Raw genomic sequence first — 14,137 nt, forward strand, 5'->3', positions numbered from 1 at the left:
GCCCCCGGACCCCCGGAGTATTTCCGGCAAGATAAGAGCAGGAGCGGGCCGCCGGGTCATCGCACGCCCCCCTGCGCCGCGCCGCCGAGCGTCGCCTGGCCGCGGGAGAGACGGATCATCAGGCGCTCCAGCCCGATCTCGGAGACGCGGGTCAGTCCGAGGTAGAAGACGAGGAGCGCGAGGAAGTACCACATCCGCCAGTCGCCATGCGGGTAGTCGGTGAATTGCGGGGTCTTGGTCCCGCCGAGCTCGCGCGCCCAGTAGACGATGTCCTCGACCCCCAGCAGGAAGAGGAGCGGCGTCGCCTTGACCAGCACCATCCAGAGATTGCCGAGACCGGGCAGGGCATAGATCCACATCTGCGGCACGACGATCCTGCGGAAGGTCTGGCGGGGCGTCATGCCGTAGGCCTCCGCGGTCTCGATCTGGGCGCGGGGCACGGCGCGCATCGCCCCGTGGAGGACATTGGCGGCGAAGGCGCCGAAGACGATGGCGAAGGTCAGGACGGCGAGGGCGAAGCCGTAGACCTCGTGCTGCCATTGCGGCGCCGAGGAGAGCGGCAGCTTAGCCTGCGGGCAGACGAGGAAGTCGCTGCCCTGGCGCACCGGCTGGTCCCAGTCCGGGCAGAGCGCGAGATGCCGAAGGTATTCGAGGCCCTGGTCGAGCGCGATCACGAAGAACAGGAAGAAGGCGATGTCGGGCACGCCCCGCACGATCGCGATGTAGCCCCGGCCCAGCCACGACAGCGGCGCCACGGGCGAGCGCGCCGCGACCGCCCCGCCGAAGCCGAAGAGCAGGGCCGCGGGCCCGGTGATCGCAAGCAGCAGCAGGACCGTGCCCACGGCCCAGTAGATGGCCATGTGCTTGCCGGTCGTGAGGTAGCAGGACAGCCAGGCCAGGCCGTCGAGCACCTGCGGGTCGGAGCAATACGCGAACATCGGGGCGCGGGCGCGGCGCGGAGGGGGGGCCCCGCGCCGCGCCGTCAGGAGCCTGGCCGGGTCAGTAGGTGCCGACCTGCTCGCCGAACCACTCGACGAGAAGCGCGTTCAGCGTGCCATCCTCCTTCATCGAGGTGATGGCCGCGTCGAACTGGTCGCGCAGCGCGGCATCGCTCTCGCGCAGGCCCATGCCGACGCCGCCGCCCAGCGGCACCCGCTCGCCCACGAACATCAGCTCGCCGCCCGAAGCCTCGACCAGCGGCAGAAGGTAGTCGTAATCGGCGAAGACGGCGTCGGCCTCGCCGTCGCGGACGGCGGCGACGGTCTCTTCGGGGGTGGCGAATTCGAGCAGGGCGGCGCCGCTCTCGGCCACGTGGCCGGCCTGGATCGTGGCGGTCTGTGCCGAGACCACGCCGCTGAGGACGTCGACCTCCTCGGATGCGGCGACATAGGCGCTTTCGGTCGGGGGGTAGTAGTCCTGGGTGAAGTCGATGACCTCCTCCCGCTCGTCGGTGATGCTCATCCCGGCGATGATCGTGTCGTAATTTCCCGAGACGAGGTTGGGAATGATCGAATCCCAGTCGGTGGTCACCCATTCGCAGGTCAGTCCGGCCCGCGCGCAGAGCTCGTCGCCGAGCTCGCGCTCGAAGCCCGCGACCTCGCCGCTGTCGTCGATGAAGTTGTAGGGGGGGTAGGCGCCCTCGGTCCCCATGCGGATCACGTCCTGGGCGGTCGCTGCGCCGGCGGCGAGGGCCAGGGCGGCGGTGGCGAGTACGAGTTTCATCCGGTTCTCTCCCGTTGGGTCGTCGCGCCTCGTTGCGGGCGCTGATGGGGGGCGAGCCTGCTGCGCTTCGCCGCGCAAGGCAAGCGCCGAAGGCCGAAGTGCCGCATAGTCGCGCGGCATCTGCCCGCGGATCGGGCAGATGCGGGGGGCAGGCGGGCGCGGCCGGGGCCGCGTCGGGGCGGCGGATCGGCGCCGCGCATCCGGATCATCCAGGGGTGCTCCGGGCGGGATCTGGCAGCGCTTTGCCGCAGGCCCCGTCGGCGACCGTGCGCAGGGGAAGGCGCCCCCCGGAGCGGGGGGAACCGGGCCACGCTCAGGTCGCGGCGTGGGCGGGGTCGTGGGCGAGGGTGGAGGAGAGGAAGCCGCGCAGCCGCTCGCTCCGCGGGGCACCGAACAGGGCGCCCGGCGGGCCCTCCTCCTCGATCCGGCCCTGGTGGAGGAAGACGACGTGGTCCGAGCAGTCGCGGGCCATCTTCATGTCGTGCGTCACCAGGATCATCGTCCGCCCCTCGTCGGCGAGCGACTTGATCACGCGCACCACCTCCTGCTCGAGCTCGGGATCGAGCGCGGAGGTCGGCTCGTCGAAGAGCAGGGCCGCGGGCTCCATGCAGAGGGCGCGGGCGATGGCGGCGCGCTGCTGCTGCCCGCCCGAGAGCTGGGCCGGCCAGGCATCGGCCTTGTCCCCGATCCCCACGCGGTCGAGATAGCCGCGGGCCCTGTCCTCCACCTCTGCCCGGTCCCGGCCGAGCACGGTGACCGGCGCCTCCATCACGTTCTGCAGGATCGTCATGTGGGCCCAGAGGTTGAACTGCTGGAACACCATCGAGAGCTGCGTGCGGATCCGCACCACCTGCGCGCGGTCGGCGGGGTGGCGCCCCGCACCGGTGCCGCGCCAGGCGACGGGCTCGCCCTTGAACAGGATCTCGCCCTGCTGGCTGTCCTCGAGCAGGTTGGCGCAGCGCAGGAGCGTGGACTTGCCCGACCCGGAGGAACCGATGAGCGAGACGACATGGCCGCGGGGGGCGGCGATGTCGACGCCCTTCAGCACCTCGAGCTGCCCGTAGGACTTGTGCAGGTCGCGGATCTCGATGACCGGGGAGGTGTCCATGGGGCGCCTTTCTCGCTGGTGGGCGCAATAGGACGGATTTCGCCCGCCGCCGCAATGCGGCCCGCGCGGCAGGGCGCCCGTGCCGGGCCGCGTACGGGGGCGAAGGCCGGCGGCCGCGGTATTTGCGGACCCTGCGAAGGAGGGGGGCGGGGCGCGCCGCCCCCGGGGGGGAGCGGCGTCGCTGGTGCGACGGTCCGGGCCGAACGGCGGTTCGGGCGGGTCAGGCGGCGCGGCGGATCGGCGCCTCCGGGAGCGCCATGTCGTAATCGCCCGAGGGGAGGCGGACGAGGCCGCGCAGGCCGAGCGTGGCGCGATGGTCCGGCGCGAGGCCGTCGATCGCGGCGGCGAGCGCGGCGCGCAGCGTGCCGGCGATGCCGGGATCGGCGGTGACGAAGCTCTGCCCCGGCGAAGTGCCGGTACGGCCGACGACCCGCACCTCCCGCGCCGCCGGGTCCCAGCGCCGCAGCATCGCCCAAGTGATCGAATCGATCGCGGCGAGATCGGCCCGCCCCTCCGCGACGGCGGCGAGGCTGTCGGCATGGGCGCCGGTCTCGAGATGGGGCGCGAGACGCAGGCCGCGCGACTCGGCCCAGGTCCAGACCGCGCCCCAGCCCGAGCAGGACATCGGATCGTTGTAGGCGAGGCGGTGGCCCGCCGCCTCCTCGGCCGTGCGGGCGGGGTCGTCGTGGCGCACGACGAGAACCGAGTGGTAATGCCCGGGCGGGCAGTCGGGCAGGCCGTAATCGCCGCAGCCGAGCACGGTGAGACGCTCGCAGTGGAGCGCGCGGAGCGGCAGGTTGCAGATCTGGCCGACCAGCAGGTCGTCGCGCGCCCAGCCGTCCATGTAGGGGACGTCGCGGTCGAGCGCCTCCGGCGCGTCGATCCCGGCCTGGCGCAGCCGGTCGCGCAGGTCCGCCCAGAGGGCGTCGTGCGCCGCCGCCGTTTCGGGGCGGTCGTACATCGGGAAGGCGGCGAACATCACGCCCTCCGCGCGGCGGCCCGCTGCCGGGCGAGGCCGCTGTCGCGATCCTCGATCCCGAGCAGCGGGGCGACCATGCGCAGCAGCGCGTCCTCCTCCTCGTCGCGCTCGCCGTCGGCGAGGACGACCTCCCACAGCGCCTCGATCACGGTGATGCGCTCCTCGTAGGGGACTCCCTCCTTGATGGCGCGGGTGAAGCGGACGGTGTCGGGCGCCTCGGCCTCGACGGCCTCGGCCTCGGTCCGCAGCGTGCCCGCCGCCTCGGCGGTGAGGGCGAAGCGGCGCGCGAGCACGCGGTCGATGCGGGCGATCTCGCCGGCATCGTAGCTGCCGTCGGCGCGGGCGATGCGGACGAGAAGGGCGGCGAGCGCGAGCCTTGCATCGGGCTCGGGCAGGCGGTCGGCCTCTGGCTGGGCGAGGCGGCGAAGGAAATCGGCGATCATGCGGCGCGACATAGGGCAGGTCCCTCGTCAGGCCAGCGCGGCGAACCTCGCGGCAAGCCGCGCCGCCTCGTCCGCGAGGCCGAAGGGCGGGTTGATGACGGCGAGGCCGGAGCCGATCATCCGGTGCCCCTCGCGGGCCGGCGGGAAGCGCACCTCGTGGAGAAAGACCTTGTCCGGCAGGGAATCCGTCAGCGGCGCCTCAGCCCCGGTGGTGAGGAGGGGGTACCACAGGACCAGCACCCCGACCGGCCAGCGGCGGTGGAGCGCGCGCAGCAGGGCCGGCATCGCCGCGAACTCGGCCTTCACCTCGTAGGAGGGGTCGATCAGGCAGAGGCCGCGGGCGGGATCGGGCGGCACTGCGCCCTTCGCCATCTCGACCCCGTCGCGCTTCTCGATCGTGGCGCGTCGGCCGAGCAGGGCGCGCAGGGCCGCCTCCTCCCGGGGGTGCAGCTCGGCGAGGCGCATCCGGTCGTCCGGCCGCAGCAGCGTCGCCGCGAGAAGGGGGGAGCCGGGATAGGCCCCCGCCCCGTGATCCGCGCGGATCCGGGCCAGGGCGCGCGAGAAGGGATGCGCCGCCGGGGCGAAATCGTGGTCGCGCCCGATCCCGGCGGCGGCTTCGCCGGTGCGGGCGGCCTCGGCCCCCGACAGGTCGTAGAGCCCGCGCCCGGCATGGGTTTCCATGTAGGTCAGGGGCTTTGGCTTGGCCGTCATGTAATCCAGCATCCAGGCCAGCAGGACATGCTTGTGCAGGTCGGCGAGGTTCCCGGCGTGGTAGGCGTGTTGGTAGGACAGCATGGTTCCCGCTTGGCGCGGGGCGTCACGCTTGTCCAGCCGTCTTGCCGGCCGGGGGCGGCCGGCTATGCTGCGGGACGACCGCCTGCCTGCCTCGAAAGGGCCCGCCATGATCCGTCCGATCCTTCTCGCCGCCCTCGTCCTGCCCGCCGCCGCCGGGGCGCAGGAGACGGGCAACCGCATCGTCTTCCAGCTCGGCGGGGGCGCGGCGAGCGTGCCGGGCTATTTCGGCTCGCCCGAGACCGAGATCGTGCCAGATCTCGCCTTCTCCTTCGCCTATGCGCGGCTGGGCGGTTTCGAGTTCGGCGACCCCGACCCCTATGCGCGGGCCAGCGGCCTCGGCTTCGGCGCCTCGTTCCGCGTGGTGCCTGAGCGGACCGCGCGCGACTATCCCGAGCTCGCGGGGCTCGATGATCTCGAGCAGGCGGTCGAGCTGGGCGGGCAGGTCAGCTATGCCGGGCCTGGATTCGAGGCCTTTGCCGCGTTGCGTTACGGCGTGACGGGCCACGAGGCGCTGGTGGGCGAGGTCGGGCTCGACGCGGTGCTGCGCCCGCAGGAGGATCTGGAGCTGACGCTCGGGCCGCGGGTGGTCTACGGATCGGACGATTACGCGGACTACTATTTCGGCATCAGCGCGGCCGAGGCGGCGGCGAGCGGGGTCGACGCCTTCGCGGCCGGAGCGGGGATCGTCTCTGCCGGGATCGCCTTCGGGATGGAGTACCGTCTCGCCCCGGCCTGGTCGCTCTACGGCACGGCGCGCTACGACCAGCTGCAGGGCGATGCGGCCGACAGCCCGATCACCTTCGACGACGAGCAGGTGAGCGTCTCGCTCGGCATCACGCGGACATTCGACCTGCGGTTCTGACGGGCAACCCCCGGAGCGCCCGGGAAATGCCCGCGCAACAACCTGTAGTTGAACGATTTCCGGCCGCTTTCGTTGAAACCAGAAACGCCTGCCCATCGTTGAGGCGGCAGGGAGCCGGGGCGCCGCCCCGGCCCCGGGGGTAACGAGTGCCGGAGGGTGGGCCCGAGGGTCCCTCTCCGGAAGGTTCGGCGCCCGGTCCGCCCGGCGGCGGGCGGCGCGGTGGGGGGCGGTCAGTCCCCGTCAGGCCCCGGTCAGGCCCGGTCAGGCCCCGGTCAGGCGGGAGCCGGGCCGCAGCTAGACCAGGCGCGAATTCTCCACCGCCGCGCGGACGAAGCCGTCGAAGAGCGGGTGCGGGGCAAAGGGCTTGGACTTCAGCTCGGGATGGAACTGCACGCCGATGAACCACGGGTGGTCGGCCCATTCCACGATCTCGGGCAGGCGGCCGTCGGGCGACATGCCCGAGAAGCAGAGACCCGCGTTCTCCAGCTTCTCGCGGTACCGGGTGTCGACCTCGTAGCGGTGGCGGTGACGCTCCTCGATCACGTTGGTGCCGTAGACCTCGGCCACCTTCGATCCCTCGCGCAGGTCGGCGGTATAGGCGCCGAGGCGCATCGTGCCGCCCTTGTCGTCGTCGACCTTGCGCGCGACGACGTGGTTGCCCTGGATCCATTCCTTGAGGTGGTAGACGACCGGCTCGAACCGCCGCACGCCCGCCTCGTGGTCGAACTCCTCGGACCCGGCCGTCTCCAGCCCCGCCGCGTTCCGCGCCGCCTCGATCACCGCCATCTGCATGCCGAGGCAGATGCCGAGATACGGGATCTTGCGCTCGCGCGCGAACTGGGCGGCCTTGATCTTGCCCTCGGTGCCACGCTCGCCGAAGCCGCCGGGAACGAGGATCGCGTGATAGCTCTCCAGATGGGGGGCGGGGTCCTCGCGCTCGAACAGCTCGCTGTCGACCCAGTCGGTGCGGACCCTGACCCGATTCGCCATGCCGCCATGGGTCAGCGCCTCGGCGATGGATTTGTAGGCGTCCTCGAGCTGGGTGTACTTGCCGACGATGGCGACGCGCACCTCGCCCTCGGGATTCTCGAGACGGTCGAGCACGTCCTCCCAGACCGAGAGGTTGGGCTTGGGCGCGGGCGAGATGCCGAACGCATCCAGCACCGCCTGGTCGAGGCCGCTGCGGTGATAGGCGAGCGGCGCCTCGTAGATCGACTTGAGGTCGTAGGCGGGGACCACGTGCTCCTGCCGGACGTTGCAGAAGAGGGCGATCTTCTCGCGCTCGCGGTCGGGAATCGGCTGCTCGGACCGGCAGACCAGCACGTCGGGGGCGAGACCGATGCTCTGCAGCTCCTTCACCGAGTGCTGGGTCGGCTTAGTCTTCAGCTCGCCGCTGGCGGCGAGGTAGGGCAGCAGCGTCAGATGCATCAGGATGCACTCGCCCTTCGGCCGCTCGTGGCTGAACTGGCGGATAGCCTCGAAGAAGGGCAGCCCCTCGATGTCGCCGACCGTGCCGCCGATCTCGCACAGCATGAAATCCACCTCCTCCGCGCCGATGCGGAGGAAGTCCTTGATCTCGTTGGTCACGTGCGGAATCACCTGGATCGTCTTGCCCAGGTAGTCGCCGCGCCGCTCCTTCTCGAGCACATTCGAATAGATGCGCCCAGAACTGACGGAATCGGTCGCCCGCGCCGCGACGCCGGTGAAGCGCTCGTAATGGCCGAGGTCGAGATCCGTCTCGGCCCCGTCATCGGTGACGAAGACCTCGCCGTGCTCGAACGGGCTCATCGTGCCGGGATCGACGTTGAGATAGGGGTCGAGCTTGCGCAGCCGCACCGTGTAGCCGCGCGCCTGCAGCAGCGCGCCGAGCGCGGCCGAGGCGAGCCCCTTGCCGAGGGACGAGACCACGCCGCCGGTGATGAAGATGTAGCGCGCCATGAGGCCCCCGTGATGGTCCGAATCGGTGGATGGCGACGCAAGGGGTCGCGGCATCACGGGAGTCTGTCCTAGCCCGGAACCGCGCCCCGCCGCAAGCGGGCGTCGCAAGATGATGGAGGGTCGAGGCGAGAACGCCGCAACCTGTTGTGGGAATTGGCATTCAGGGGGCAGCCGGCGGCCGCCCCGGGCCGGCTCAGTCGGCCGAGGGGGCGAGCGGGACGTCGCCGCCGCCGGCATCCCCGGCAGAGGGCGGCAGCAGGCTGCCGCCATCGGTCGGCAGGGTCGCTGGCTCGCCCGCCGGAGCCGGCGCGTCCTGCAGGCGATCCACGACCGAGACGCCGGCTGATTGCTCGGCCGCGATGATCGTCAGCGCGATCGAGGTGCAGATGAACGCGATGGCGAGGCCCCAGGTGATCTTGCCCAGCGCCGTGGCCGCCGCGCGGCCCGTCATCACCCCGCCGCCGCCGCCCATGCCGAGGCCGCCGCCCTCGCTCCGCTGGAGGAGCACCACGCCGATCAGGCTGAGCGCGAGAACGAGGTGGACGATCAGGATGACGTTTTCCATTGCGCGGAGGGCCTCGAGAGCGGGGGACGTGCGGGTTGGCGCTATCTAAGGAAGCCGGGCGGGGCAGGCAACCGGCAATTCCGGGCGGCCCGGGGTCAGTAATGCCCGCCCGGCTTGGCGCGGAAGGTCAGTCCCCGCGCCGCCAGCGCCTCGCGCAGGATCGCGATGGCACGGGGGCCGAGGCCGTGCAGTCCGCGCAGCTCCGCCTCCGAGCGCTGGGCGACGTCGCCGAGGGTGCGGATCCCCTCCGCCTCGAGCGCGCGCTCGGCGGGGGCGGGCAGGGCGGGCGGCAGGCCGGTCTCGGGCATCGAGGCTCCCTTGCGTCTGTGGCCGATGATGCCGCGTCCCGCCCGCGCCTGTCCAGCCTGCGGGCGGCCGGGGCGACGTGCCTCGCAATTCCCCCTGTCGCGCGGGCGCCGCTTTCTCTATGACCGCCCCCGGCGTGACAGCCGCATGGCAGCGAGGAGACCTGAGATGGCCAACGTGGTGGTCGTCGGCACCCAGTGGGGCGACGAGGGCAAGGGCAAGATCGTGGACTGGCTGAGCGAGCGCGCGGACGTGATCGTGCGCTTCCAGGGCGGTCACAATGCCGGGCACACGCTGGTGATCGACGGCACCGTCTACAAGCTGCACGCGCTGCCCTCGGGCGTGGTCCGGCCGGGCAAGCTGAGCGTGATCGGCAACGGCGTCGTGCTCGACCCCTGGCACCTGATGGACGAGATCGCCGGCATCCGGGCGCAGGGCGTCGAGATCAGCCCGCAGACGCTGATGATCGCGGGCAACACGCCGCTGATCCTGCCCTTCCACGGCGAACTCGACCGCGCGCGCGAAAGCCAGAACTCGGTGGCGAAGATCGGCACCACGGGGCGCGGCATCGGCCCCGCCTACGAGGACAAGGTCGGGCGCCGCGCGATCCGCGTCGCCGACCTCGCCGACGACGCGACCCTGCAGGTCCGGGTCGACCGTGCGCTCGTCCATCACAACGCGCTGCGGGCCGGGCTGGGGCTCGAGGCGATCGACCGCGATGCGCTGGTCGAGAAGCTGCGCGCCATCGCGCCGCAGCTCGCCCCCTTCGTCGGCAACGTCTGGTACACGCTGAGCGAGGCACGCAAGGCCGGCCGGCGGATCCTGTTCGAGGGGGCGCAGGGCGCGTTGCTCGACATCGACTTCGGCACCTATCCCTACGTCACCTCGTCCAACGTGATCGCCGGGCAGGCGGCCACCGGGTCCGGCGTGGGTCCCGGCGCCATCGACTTCGTGCTGGGGATCGTCAAGGCCTATACGACCCGCGTCGGCGAGGGCCCGTTCCCGACCGAGCTGAACGACGCGGATGGCGAGCGGCTGGGCACGCGCGGCCACGAATTCGGCACGACCACGGGGCGCAAGCGCCGCTGCGGCTGGTTCGACGCCTGCCTCGTGCGGCAGACGGTCGCCACCTCCGGCGTGAACGGGCTGTCGCTGACGAAGCTCGACGTGCTCGACGGGTTCGAGACGCTGAGGATCTGCACCGGCTACGAGCTCGACGGCGAGCGGCTGCCCTACCTGCCGATCGCCGCCGACCAGCAGGCGCGCTGCATCCCGGTCTACGAGGAGATGGAGGGCTGGAGCGAGAGCACGGTCGGCGCCCGGTCCTGGGCGGACCTGCCGGCGCAGGCGATCAAGTACATCCGCCGGATCGAGGAGCTGATCTCCTGCCCGGTCGCGCTCGTCTCGACCTCGCCCGAGCGGGACGACACGATCCTCGTCACCGACCCCTTCGCGGATTGATGGCCCGCTCCCCCTCTCGGTTGTCGCACAAGGCCCGCAAGCGGCTGTCGATCCTCTTCCTGGTCGTCGGCCTCCCCGCCTACATCGTCGCCTGCGTGACGGTGGTGAACCTGTTCGACCGGCCGCCGATCCTGCTGGAGCTGGCGGTCTACGTCGCGCTCGGCATCGTGTGGGCCTTCCTCGCCCGTCCGATCTTCCTCGGCGTCGGGCGGGCGGCGCCGGAGGACGAGGACCGCGAATAGGTAAAGGGCCCCCTCGGGGGCCCTTCCTCCTGCCGCCCGACTGTCCTCAACCGGCGCGGCGCGCCGGGTTGAACCGGGTGGAGGGCGCGACGGCGAAGCGGCCGTTGCGGACCTTGGCGATCCGGCCCTGCCGCAGCAGCGTGCCGAAGGAGCGCAGCTCGTCCTCGCGGCTGAACTCGGCCGGGGCCATCTCGCGGACCCGGTTCACCAGCTGCGGGCGCGAGAAATCCTCGATCCCCTCGACGAAGGCGGTGTAGGCCGCCGCCGCTTCCAGCAGGTCGGGCAGGTCCGACGCGCCCATCTCGCGCGCGAAGCGGGCAAAGCCGCCATCCGGGGCCGGCGCCGGTGCGGGCGCCTCGGCCGAGCCGTCCTGAGACGAGACGCGGCGCGGGCGCACCGGGGTGATCGCTGCGGCGGAGGGCGCCGGGGCTGGCGTGTCGATGCGCTGCGAGGCCACCAGCTTCAGCGGTGCGGGGCGCGGACGCTCCACCCGGTGCTCGGCGCCCGCCTCGGGGCGGCGCGGCCGCACCACCTGGCGCAGATCGTCGCGGAAGGCGGCCTCGTCGGCGGCGCCCTTGCCTTCGCCCAGCTGCCGGGCCGCCTCGGCTGCCGCGACGGCCGCCTTGAGGCCGGTCATCGCCTCGCGCCGGGACTGCGCCTCGGGGGCCGAGATCTCGCCCTCGACCCGCGAATGCAGGCGGCTCGCCTCGGCGTCGTCCTCCTCCAGATCGGGGAGCATGCGGCGCGGGCGGGCGGAACCGCCGTGGAGCGTGTCCTCCTCGTCGTCTTCGGACTCTTCGTCGGGATCGTCGGTCGCGTCGTGCCCGGCCGTCGTCTCCGCCCTAGCGGGCACGTCTTCAGGGACGGGGGCCATCATGTCGTCCGCCTCCGGGCGGGCGGGCTCCGCGTCCAGGTCCCGGTCCGCCCCGTCGTCGTCCTCCGCCTCGGCCAGCGCCATGTCGGCGGCCCAGACGTCGAGATCGGCATCGGCGCGCGCCTCGGCCTCGTCGGGGCCGGCCGCCGCCTTGTCGTCCTCGTCGAGGTGGCGCAGCGCCACCCGGCGGGGAGAGATCGCGGGCGAGTGCTCCGCTTCTTCGGCGACGGGCGCATCGGGGCCATCCGTGTCCTCTGCCTCGCGGAGCGAGGCGGAGAGGCGGCGCATCAGGTCGCCCTCCTCCTCGTCGTCGGCGGCGGAGGAGGCGGCGGGATCCGCGGGGTCGATCGCCTGGACGGCGCGGGAGTCCGGCCCGGCCCCGGAAATGTCCTCCGGCGCCTCGCCGGCGGGGGCCGCGCGGGCCCCGATCCCGGCAAGGTCCACCTGCGGGTCGTCCTCGTCCTCGAACCCGTAATCGAAGCCGCCGAAGCCGGCGGGGGCCGCAGGACCTTCGGCGTCCTCGTCCTCTTCCGCCAGGGCGGCGAGCTCGGATTGCAGGTCGGCCTCGTCCTCCTGGCTGAGGGTGCCGGTGGCGAAATCGTCATCCGCGAGCGTGTCGGCGTCGAAACCGGCGCCGGCCACCTCATCCTCGGCATCGTCGGTCGCCCCGGCCGCGGCGGCGGGTGCGGCCTCGTCCGTCGCGTCGGGCACGCGGCGCATGCGGATGATCCGAGCGCGGACGGGGGGGGGGCTCTCCTCCGTCTCCGCCGGATCCTCGGCGGAAATTCCGTGCGCCGTCTCGCCCAACGCGGGGGTGTCGTCGGCCGCGATGTCCTCGTCCGCGAGCGCGTCGACATCGAAGCCACCCCGAGCGTCCGCCGCGACGAGGGCATCCTCGCCCGCGAGGTCGTCTTCCGCCATCGGCGGGGTCGGGGCGTCATCTTCCGCTGCGACGGGGGTCTCCTCCGCCGTGTCCCCGGCGCGGGCGGCCGCGGGCGCGACGGCGAGAGCCTCGGCCGGGTCGGAGCCGGCCGGCAGGTCGGCGCCTTCCAGCGCCTCCGCCTCGGTCAGCCCGTCCTCCGCCGCGGGCTCGTGTTCGGCCTCGTCGTCCTCCCCGGCCACATGATCGGGCCCGTCCCGATCCTCGCCCGCCCGCGGGGGCAGCGCATCCGGCTGCGGTTGCGGCGCGGGGAAGGCGGAGGTCACGGTCGGCGTGCCCTCCTCCTCGGTATCGGCGAAGCCGGAGGCGAGGGTGGCGCGGCCGGCGGCGGCGCGGATGCGGCGCAGCTTCGCCGCGATGCTGTCGTCCTCGTCCGCCTCGGACGGGCTGGCGACGGGCTCCGGCGCGGCGGGGGGCGCGGGGGGTGCGGTCGGGGGCGTCCCGGCCTCCGGCGCCCGGGCCGCCGGGGGCATCGGCGCGGCGGTCCGGGCGGCGGGAGCGTCGGTGCCGGCGGAGGAATCAGCGTCCGCGTCCGGCGCACTTTCGGCGGGGGCGGGGTCGGGCACGGCGTCCTCGCCCCGCATTCCGGCGGCTGGCGCGGTCGGCGGGGATGCGTCCGCGGATCGCGGCGCCGCCTCCTCGACGGCCTGCGCATGGGCGGGGGCCTGCGGAGCGGCGGGGGCCTGCGGAGCGGCGGGGGCCTGCGGAGCGGCGGGGGCGGCGAGGGCCGAGGCGGCGCGCAGGACGATGCCCTCGCCGCTGGTGCGGGCCTCGACCCGGCGCGAGATCTCGCGCTCGGCGATCCGGGCCAGCATGTCGGCGTCGGGGGTCGGCGGCTCGGCCCCGAAATAGCGGTCGTCGGCGGCGAGGTCGCGGAAATACTCCGCGATCGCCTTCATCGTCCCGAATGAATCGTCGAAGCCCTCGAGGGTGCACGAGAACGTGCCGTAGGACACCGTGAGGATCTTGCTGCTCGTTCCAACCATGTCTCGCTCGCTTCCATCCACTTTCCAGCAACAAACCGTTTACCTGCAATCCGGACGCAAACCGGACCGGCTTCGGGTTGTGCGGGCGGTGATTTTGGGGCCCTTTCGTGACTGTGAACCGGGATCGGGGCGACTTTGCGGAACGGGGCGATGGCGGGCGATGCGCCGGTGGTGACGACGGCGGGGGGACTCACGCTCCTCGGTGGGGGGCCTGTTAGCCCGGCCGACCTTACCGAGGCGTTAGCCCTCGCCCCCGTGCTGGCCGCCGCGGATGGCGGCGCCGACGCGGCGCTGGCGGCGGGGCTGCGTCCGGCCGCCGTGATCGGCGACATGGATTCGCTCTCGGCCGCGGCACGGGCCGCCTTCACCGACGTCCTGCACGAGGTCAGTGAACAGGAGACGACCGATTTCGACAAGGCGCTGCGGGGGGTGGGGGCGCGATTCGTGATCGGCCTGGGCTTCCTCGGCGGCCGGCTCGACCACGCGCTCGCGGCGCTCAGCGTGCTGGCGGCCCATCCGGGCCGGCGCTGCCTGCTCGCCTCGCCCGATTCGGTGGTGTTCCTCTGCCCGCCGCGCGTGGCGCTGGACCTCGCGCCTGGCACGACGGTCTCGCTCTGGCCGATCGCGCCCTGCCGCTGCGAGTCGACCGGGCTGCGCTGGCCGACCGCGGGTCTCGATCTCGACGCCACCGGGCGGATCGGCACGTCGAACGCGGTGGAGGCGGGGCCGGTCACGCTGGCCCCCTCCGCCCCCGCCCTGCTGGCGATCCTGCCCCGCCCGGCGCTGGTGCTGGCGGTCCGGGCGCTGGAGGCGGCGCCGGTCTGGGGCGGAAGCTGAGCCCGGCCGGCGCATCGCTGGTCAAGGGGCCGGGGACGGGCTAGGTCCGGGCGCGACCCCCTCCCGCGCCGGAAGAAGG

The 14,137-nt window shown here is 72.9% G+C and carries 14 protein-coding genes; 4 read left to right on the forward strand and 10 right to left on the reverse strand.

The window, feature by feature from the left end:
- Positions 1-56: 56 nt before the first annotated feature.
- The 6 genes from BUE30_RS05630 to rlmJ all read right to left on the reverse strand — a co-directional run bounded on the left by BUE30_RS05630 (position 57) and on the right by rlmJ (position 5,047).
- Positions 57-938, reverse strand: a complete 882-nt coding sequence (locus BUE30_RS05630; RefSeq protein ID WP_073326873.1) for an ABC transporter permease — start codon at positions 936-938, stop codon at positions 57-59.
- A 61-nt stretch (positions 939-999) separates the two neighbouring features.
- Positions 1,000-1,722: a transporter substrate-binding domain-containing protein gene (locus BUE30_RS05635; RefSeq protein ID WP_073326874.1), complete on the reverse strand. Its 723-nt coding sequence runs from the start codon at positions 1,720-1,722 to the stop codon at positions 1,000-1,002.
- Between the two features lie 313 nt (positions 1,723-2,035).
- Positions 2,036-2,830: an ABC transporter ATP-binding protein gene (locus tag BUE30_RS05640; protein ID WP_073326875.1), complete on the reverse strand. Its 795-nt coding sequence runs from the start codon at positions 2,828-2,830 to the stop codon at positions 2,036-2,038.
- Positions 2,831-3,050: 220 nt separating this feature from the next.
- Positions 3,051-3,809, reverse strand: a complete 759-nt coding sequence (locus BUE30_RS05645; protein ID WP_073326876.1) for a phosphate/phosphite/phosphonate ABC transporter substrate-binding protein — start codon at positions 3,807-3,809, stop codon at positions 3,051-3,053.
- Positions 3,809-4,252: a tellurite resistance TerB family protein gene (locus BUE30_RS05650; protein ID WP_073327708.1), complete on the reverse strand. Its 444-nt coding sequence runs from the start codon at positions 4,250-4,252 to the stop codon at positions 3,809-3,811. The genes BUE30_RS05645 and BUE30_RS05650 overlap by 1 nt, the downstream gene beginning before the upstream one ends.
- Positions 4,253-4,279: 27 nt before the next feature.
- Positions 4,280-5,047 carry a 23S rRNA (adenine(2030)-N(6))-methyltransferase RlmJ gene (gene rlmJ, locus BUE30_RS05655; RefSeq protein ID WP_073326877.1) on the reverse strand — a complete coding sequence of 256 codons (768 nt, stop codon included), beginning with the start codon at positions 5,045-5,047 and terminating at the stop codon, positions 4,280-4,282.
- A gap of 106 nt (positions 5,048-5,153) precedes the next feature.
- On the opposite strand from rlmJ, the gene BUE30_RS05660 reads away from it, so the two are divergent.
- On the forward strand, positions 5,154-5,909 hold the full coding sequence (locus tag BUE30_RS05660; RefSeq protein ID WP_073327711.1) for a MipA/OmpV family protein: 756 nt from the start codon (positions 5,154-5,156) through the stop codon (positions 5,907-5,909).
- Positions 5,910-6,203: 294 nt separating this feature from the next.
- On the opposite strand, the gene BUE30_RS05665 is transcribed toward BUE30_RS05660, so the two are convergent.
- The 3 genes from BUE30_RS05665 to BUE30_RS05675 all read right to left on the reverse strand — a co-directional run bounded on the left by BUE30_RS05665 (position 6,204) and on the right by BUE30_RS05675 (position 8,720).
- Positions 6,204-7,847 (reverse strand): CTP synthase, encoded by a 1,644-nt coding sequence (locus tag BUE30_RS05665; RefSeq protein ID WP_073326878.1) that lies wholly within the window; start codon positions 7,845-7,847, stop codon positions 6,204-6,206.
- A gap of 193 nt (positions 7,848-8,040) precedes the next feature.
- Entirely contained in the window at positions 8,041-8,412 is a 372-nt protein-coding gene (gene secG, locus BUE30_RS05670) for a preprotein translocase subunit SecG (protein ID WP_073326879.1), read from the reverse strand.
- 95 nt (positions 8,413-8,507) lie between these two features.
- Positions 8,508-8,720, reverse strand: coding sequence for a helix-hairpin-helix domain-containing protein (locus BUE30_RS05675; RefSeq protein ID WP_073326880.1), 213 nt, complete (start codon positions 8,718-8,720; stop codon positions 8,508-8,510).
- A gap of 166 nt (positions 8,721-8,886) precedes the next feature.
- On the opposite strand from BUE30_RS05675, the gene BUE30_RS05680 reads away from it, so the two are divergent.
- The gene (locus tag BUE30_RS05680; protein WP_073326881.1) at positions 8,887-10,179 is read left to right on the forward strand and encodes an adenylosuccinate synthase; all 1,293 of its coding nucleotides are present in this window, start codon (positions 8,887-8,889) and stop codon (positions 10,177-10,179) included.
- Positions 10,179-10,421: a DUF2842 domain-containing protein gene (locus tag BUE30_RS05685; protein WP_073326882.1), complete on the forward strand. Its 243-nt coding sequence runs from the start codon at positions 10,179-10,181 to the stop codon at positions 10,419-10,421. Before BUE30_RS05680 ends, BUE30_RS05685 begins: the two co-directional genes overlap by 1 nt.
- A gap of 46 nt (positions 10,422-10,467) precedes the next feature.
- On the opposite strand, the gene BUE30_RS05690 is transcribed toward BUE30_RS05685, so the two are convergent.
- On the reverse strand, positions 10,468-13,221 hold the full coding sequence (locus tag BUE30_RS05690; protein ID WP_073326883.1) for a hypothetical protein: 2,754 nt from the start codon (positions 13,219-13,221) through the stop codon (positions 10,468-10,470).
- A gap of 150 nt (positions 13,222-13,371) precedes the next feature.
- Between BUE30_RS05690 and BUE30_RS05695 the strand changes: the two genes are divergently transcribed.
- Positions 13,372-14,058, forward strand: a complete 687-nt coding sequence (locus BUE30_RS05695; protein WP_073326884.1) for a thiamine diphosphokinase — start codon at positions 13,372-13,374, stop codon at positions 14,056-14,058.
- The last annotated feature ends 79 nt before the right edge of the window (positions 14,059-14,137 follow it).

The organism is Wenxinia saemankumensis (assembly GCF_900141735.1).
GTDB lineage: Bacteria > Pseudomonadota > Alphaproteobacteria > Rhodobacterales > Rhodobacteraceae > Wenxinia > Wenxinia saemankumensis.

Excerpts from the sequence above, each read along its gene's own strand:
- BUE30_RS05660 (WP_073327711.1), top strand. The coding sequence starts at position 5,154 with ATGATCCGTCCGATCCTTCTCGCCGCCCTCGTCCTGCCCGCCGCCGCC.
- BUE30_RS05630 (WP_073326873.1), bottom strand. The coding sequence starts at position 938 with ATGTTCGCGTATTGCTCCGACCCGCAGGTGCTCGACGGCCTGGCCTGG.
- BUE30_RS05675 (WP_073326880.1), bottom strand. The coding sequence starts at position 8,720 with ATGCCCGAGACCGGCCTGCCGCCCGCCCTGCCCGCCCCCGCCGAGCGC.
- BUE30_RS05680 (WP_073326881.1), top strand. The coding sequence starts at position 8,887 with ATGGCCAACGTGGTGGTCGTCGGCACCCAGTGGGGCGACGAGGGCAAG.
- secG (WP_073326879.1), bottom strand. The coding sequence starts at position 8,412 with ATGGAAAACGTCATCCTGATCGTCCACCTCGTTCTCGCGCTCAGCCTG.
- BUE30_RS05695 (WP_073326884.1), top strand. The coding sequence starts at position 13,372 with ATGGCGGGCGATGCGCCGGTGGTGACGACGGCGGGGGGACTCACGCTC.
- BUE30_RS05640 (WP_073326875.1), bottom strand. The coding sequence starts at position 2,830 with ATGGACACCTCCCCGGTCATCGAGATCCGCGACCTGCACAAGTCCTAC.
- BUE30_RS05645 (WP_073326876.1), bottom strand. The coding sequence starts at position 3,809 with ATGTTCGCCGCCTTCCCGATGTACGACCGCCCCGAAACGGCGGCGGCG.
- BUE30_RS05685 (WP_073326882.1), top strand. The coding sequence starts at position 10,179 with ATGGCCCGCTCCCCCTCTCGGTTGTCGCACAAGGCCCGCAAGCGGCTG.
- BUE30_RS05665 (WP_073326878.1), bottom strand. The coding sequence starts at position 7,847 with ATGGCGCGCTACATCTTCATCACCGGCGGCGTGGTCTCGTCCCTCGGC.
- BUE30_RS05635 (WP_073326874.1), bottom strand. The coding sequence starts at position 1,722 with ATGAAACTCGTACTCGCCACCGCCGCCCTGGCCCTCGCCGCCGGCGCA.
- rlmJ (WP_073326877.1), bottom strand. The coding sequence starts at position 5,047 with ATGCTGTCCTACCAACACGCCTACCACGCCGGGAACCTCGCCGACCTG.
- BUE30_RS05650 (WP_073327708.1), bottom strand. The coding sequence starts at position 4,252 with ATGATCGCCGATTTCCTTCGCCGCCTCGCCCAGCCAGAGGCCGACCGC.
- BUE30_RS05690 (WP_073326883.1), bottom strand. The coding sequence starts at position 13,221 with ATGGTTGGAACGAGCAGCAAGATCCTCACGGTGTCCTACGGCACGTTC.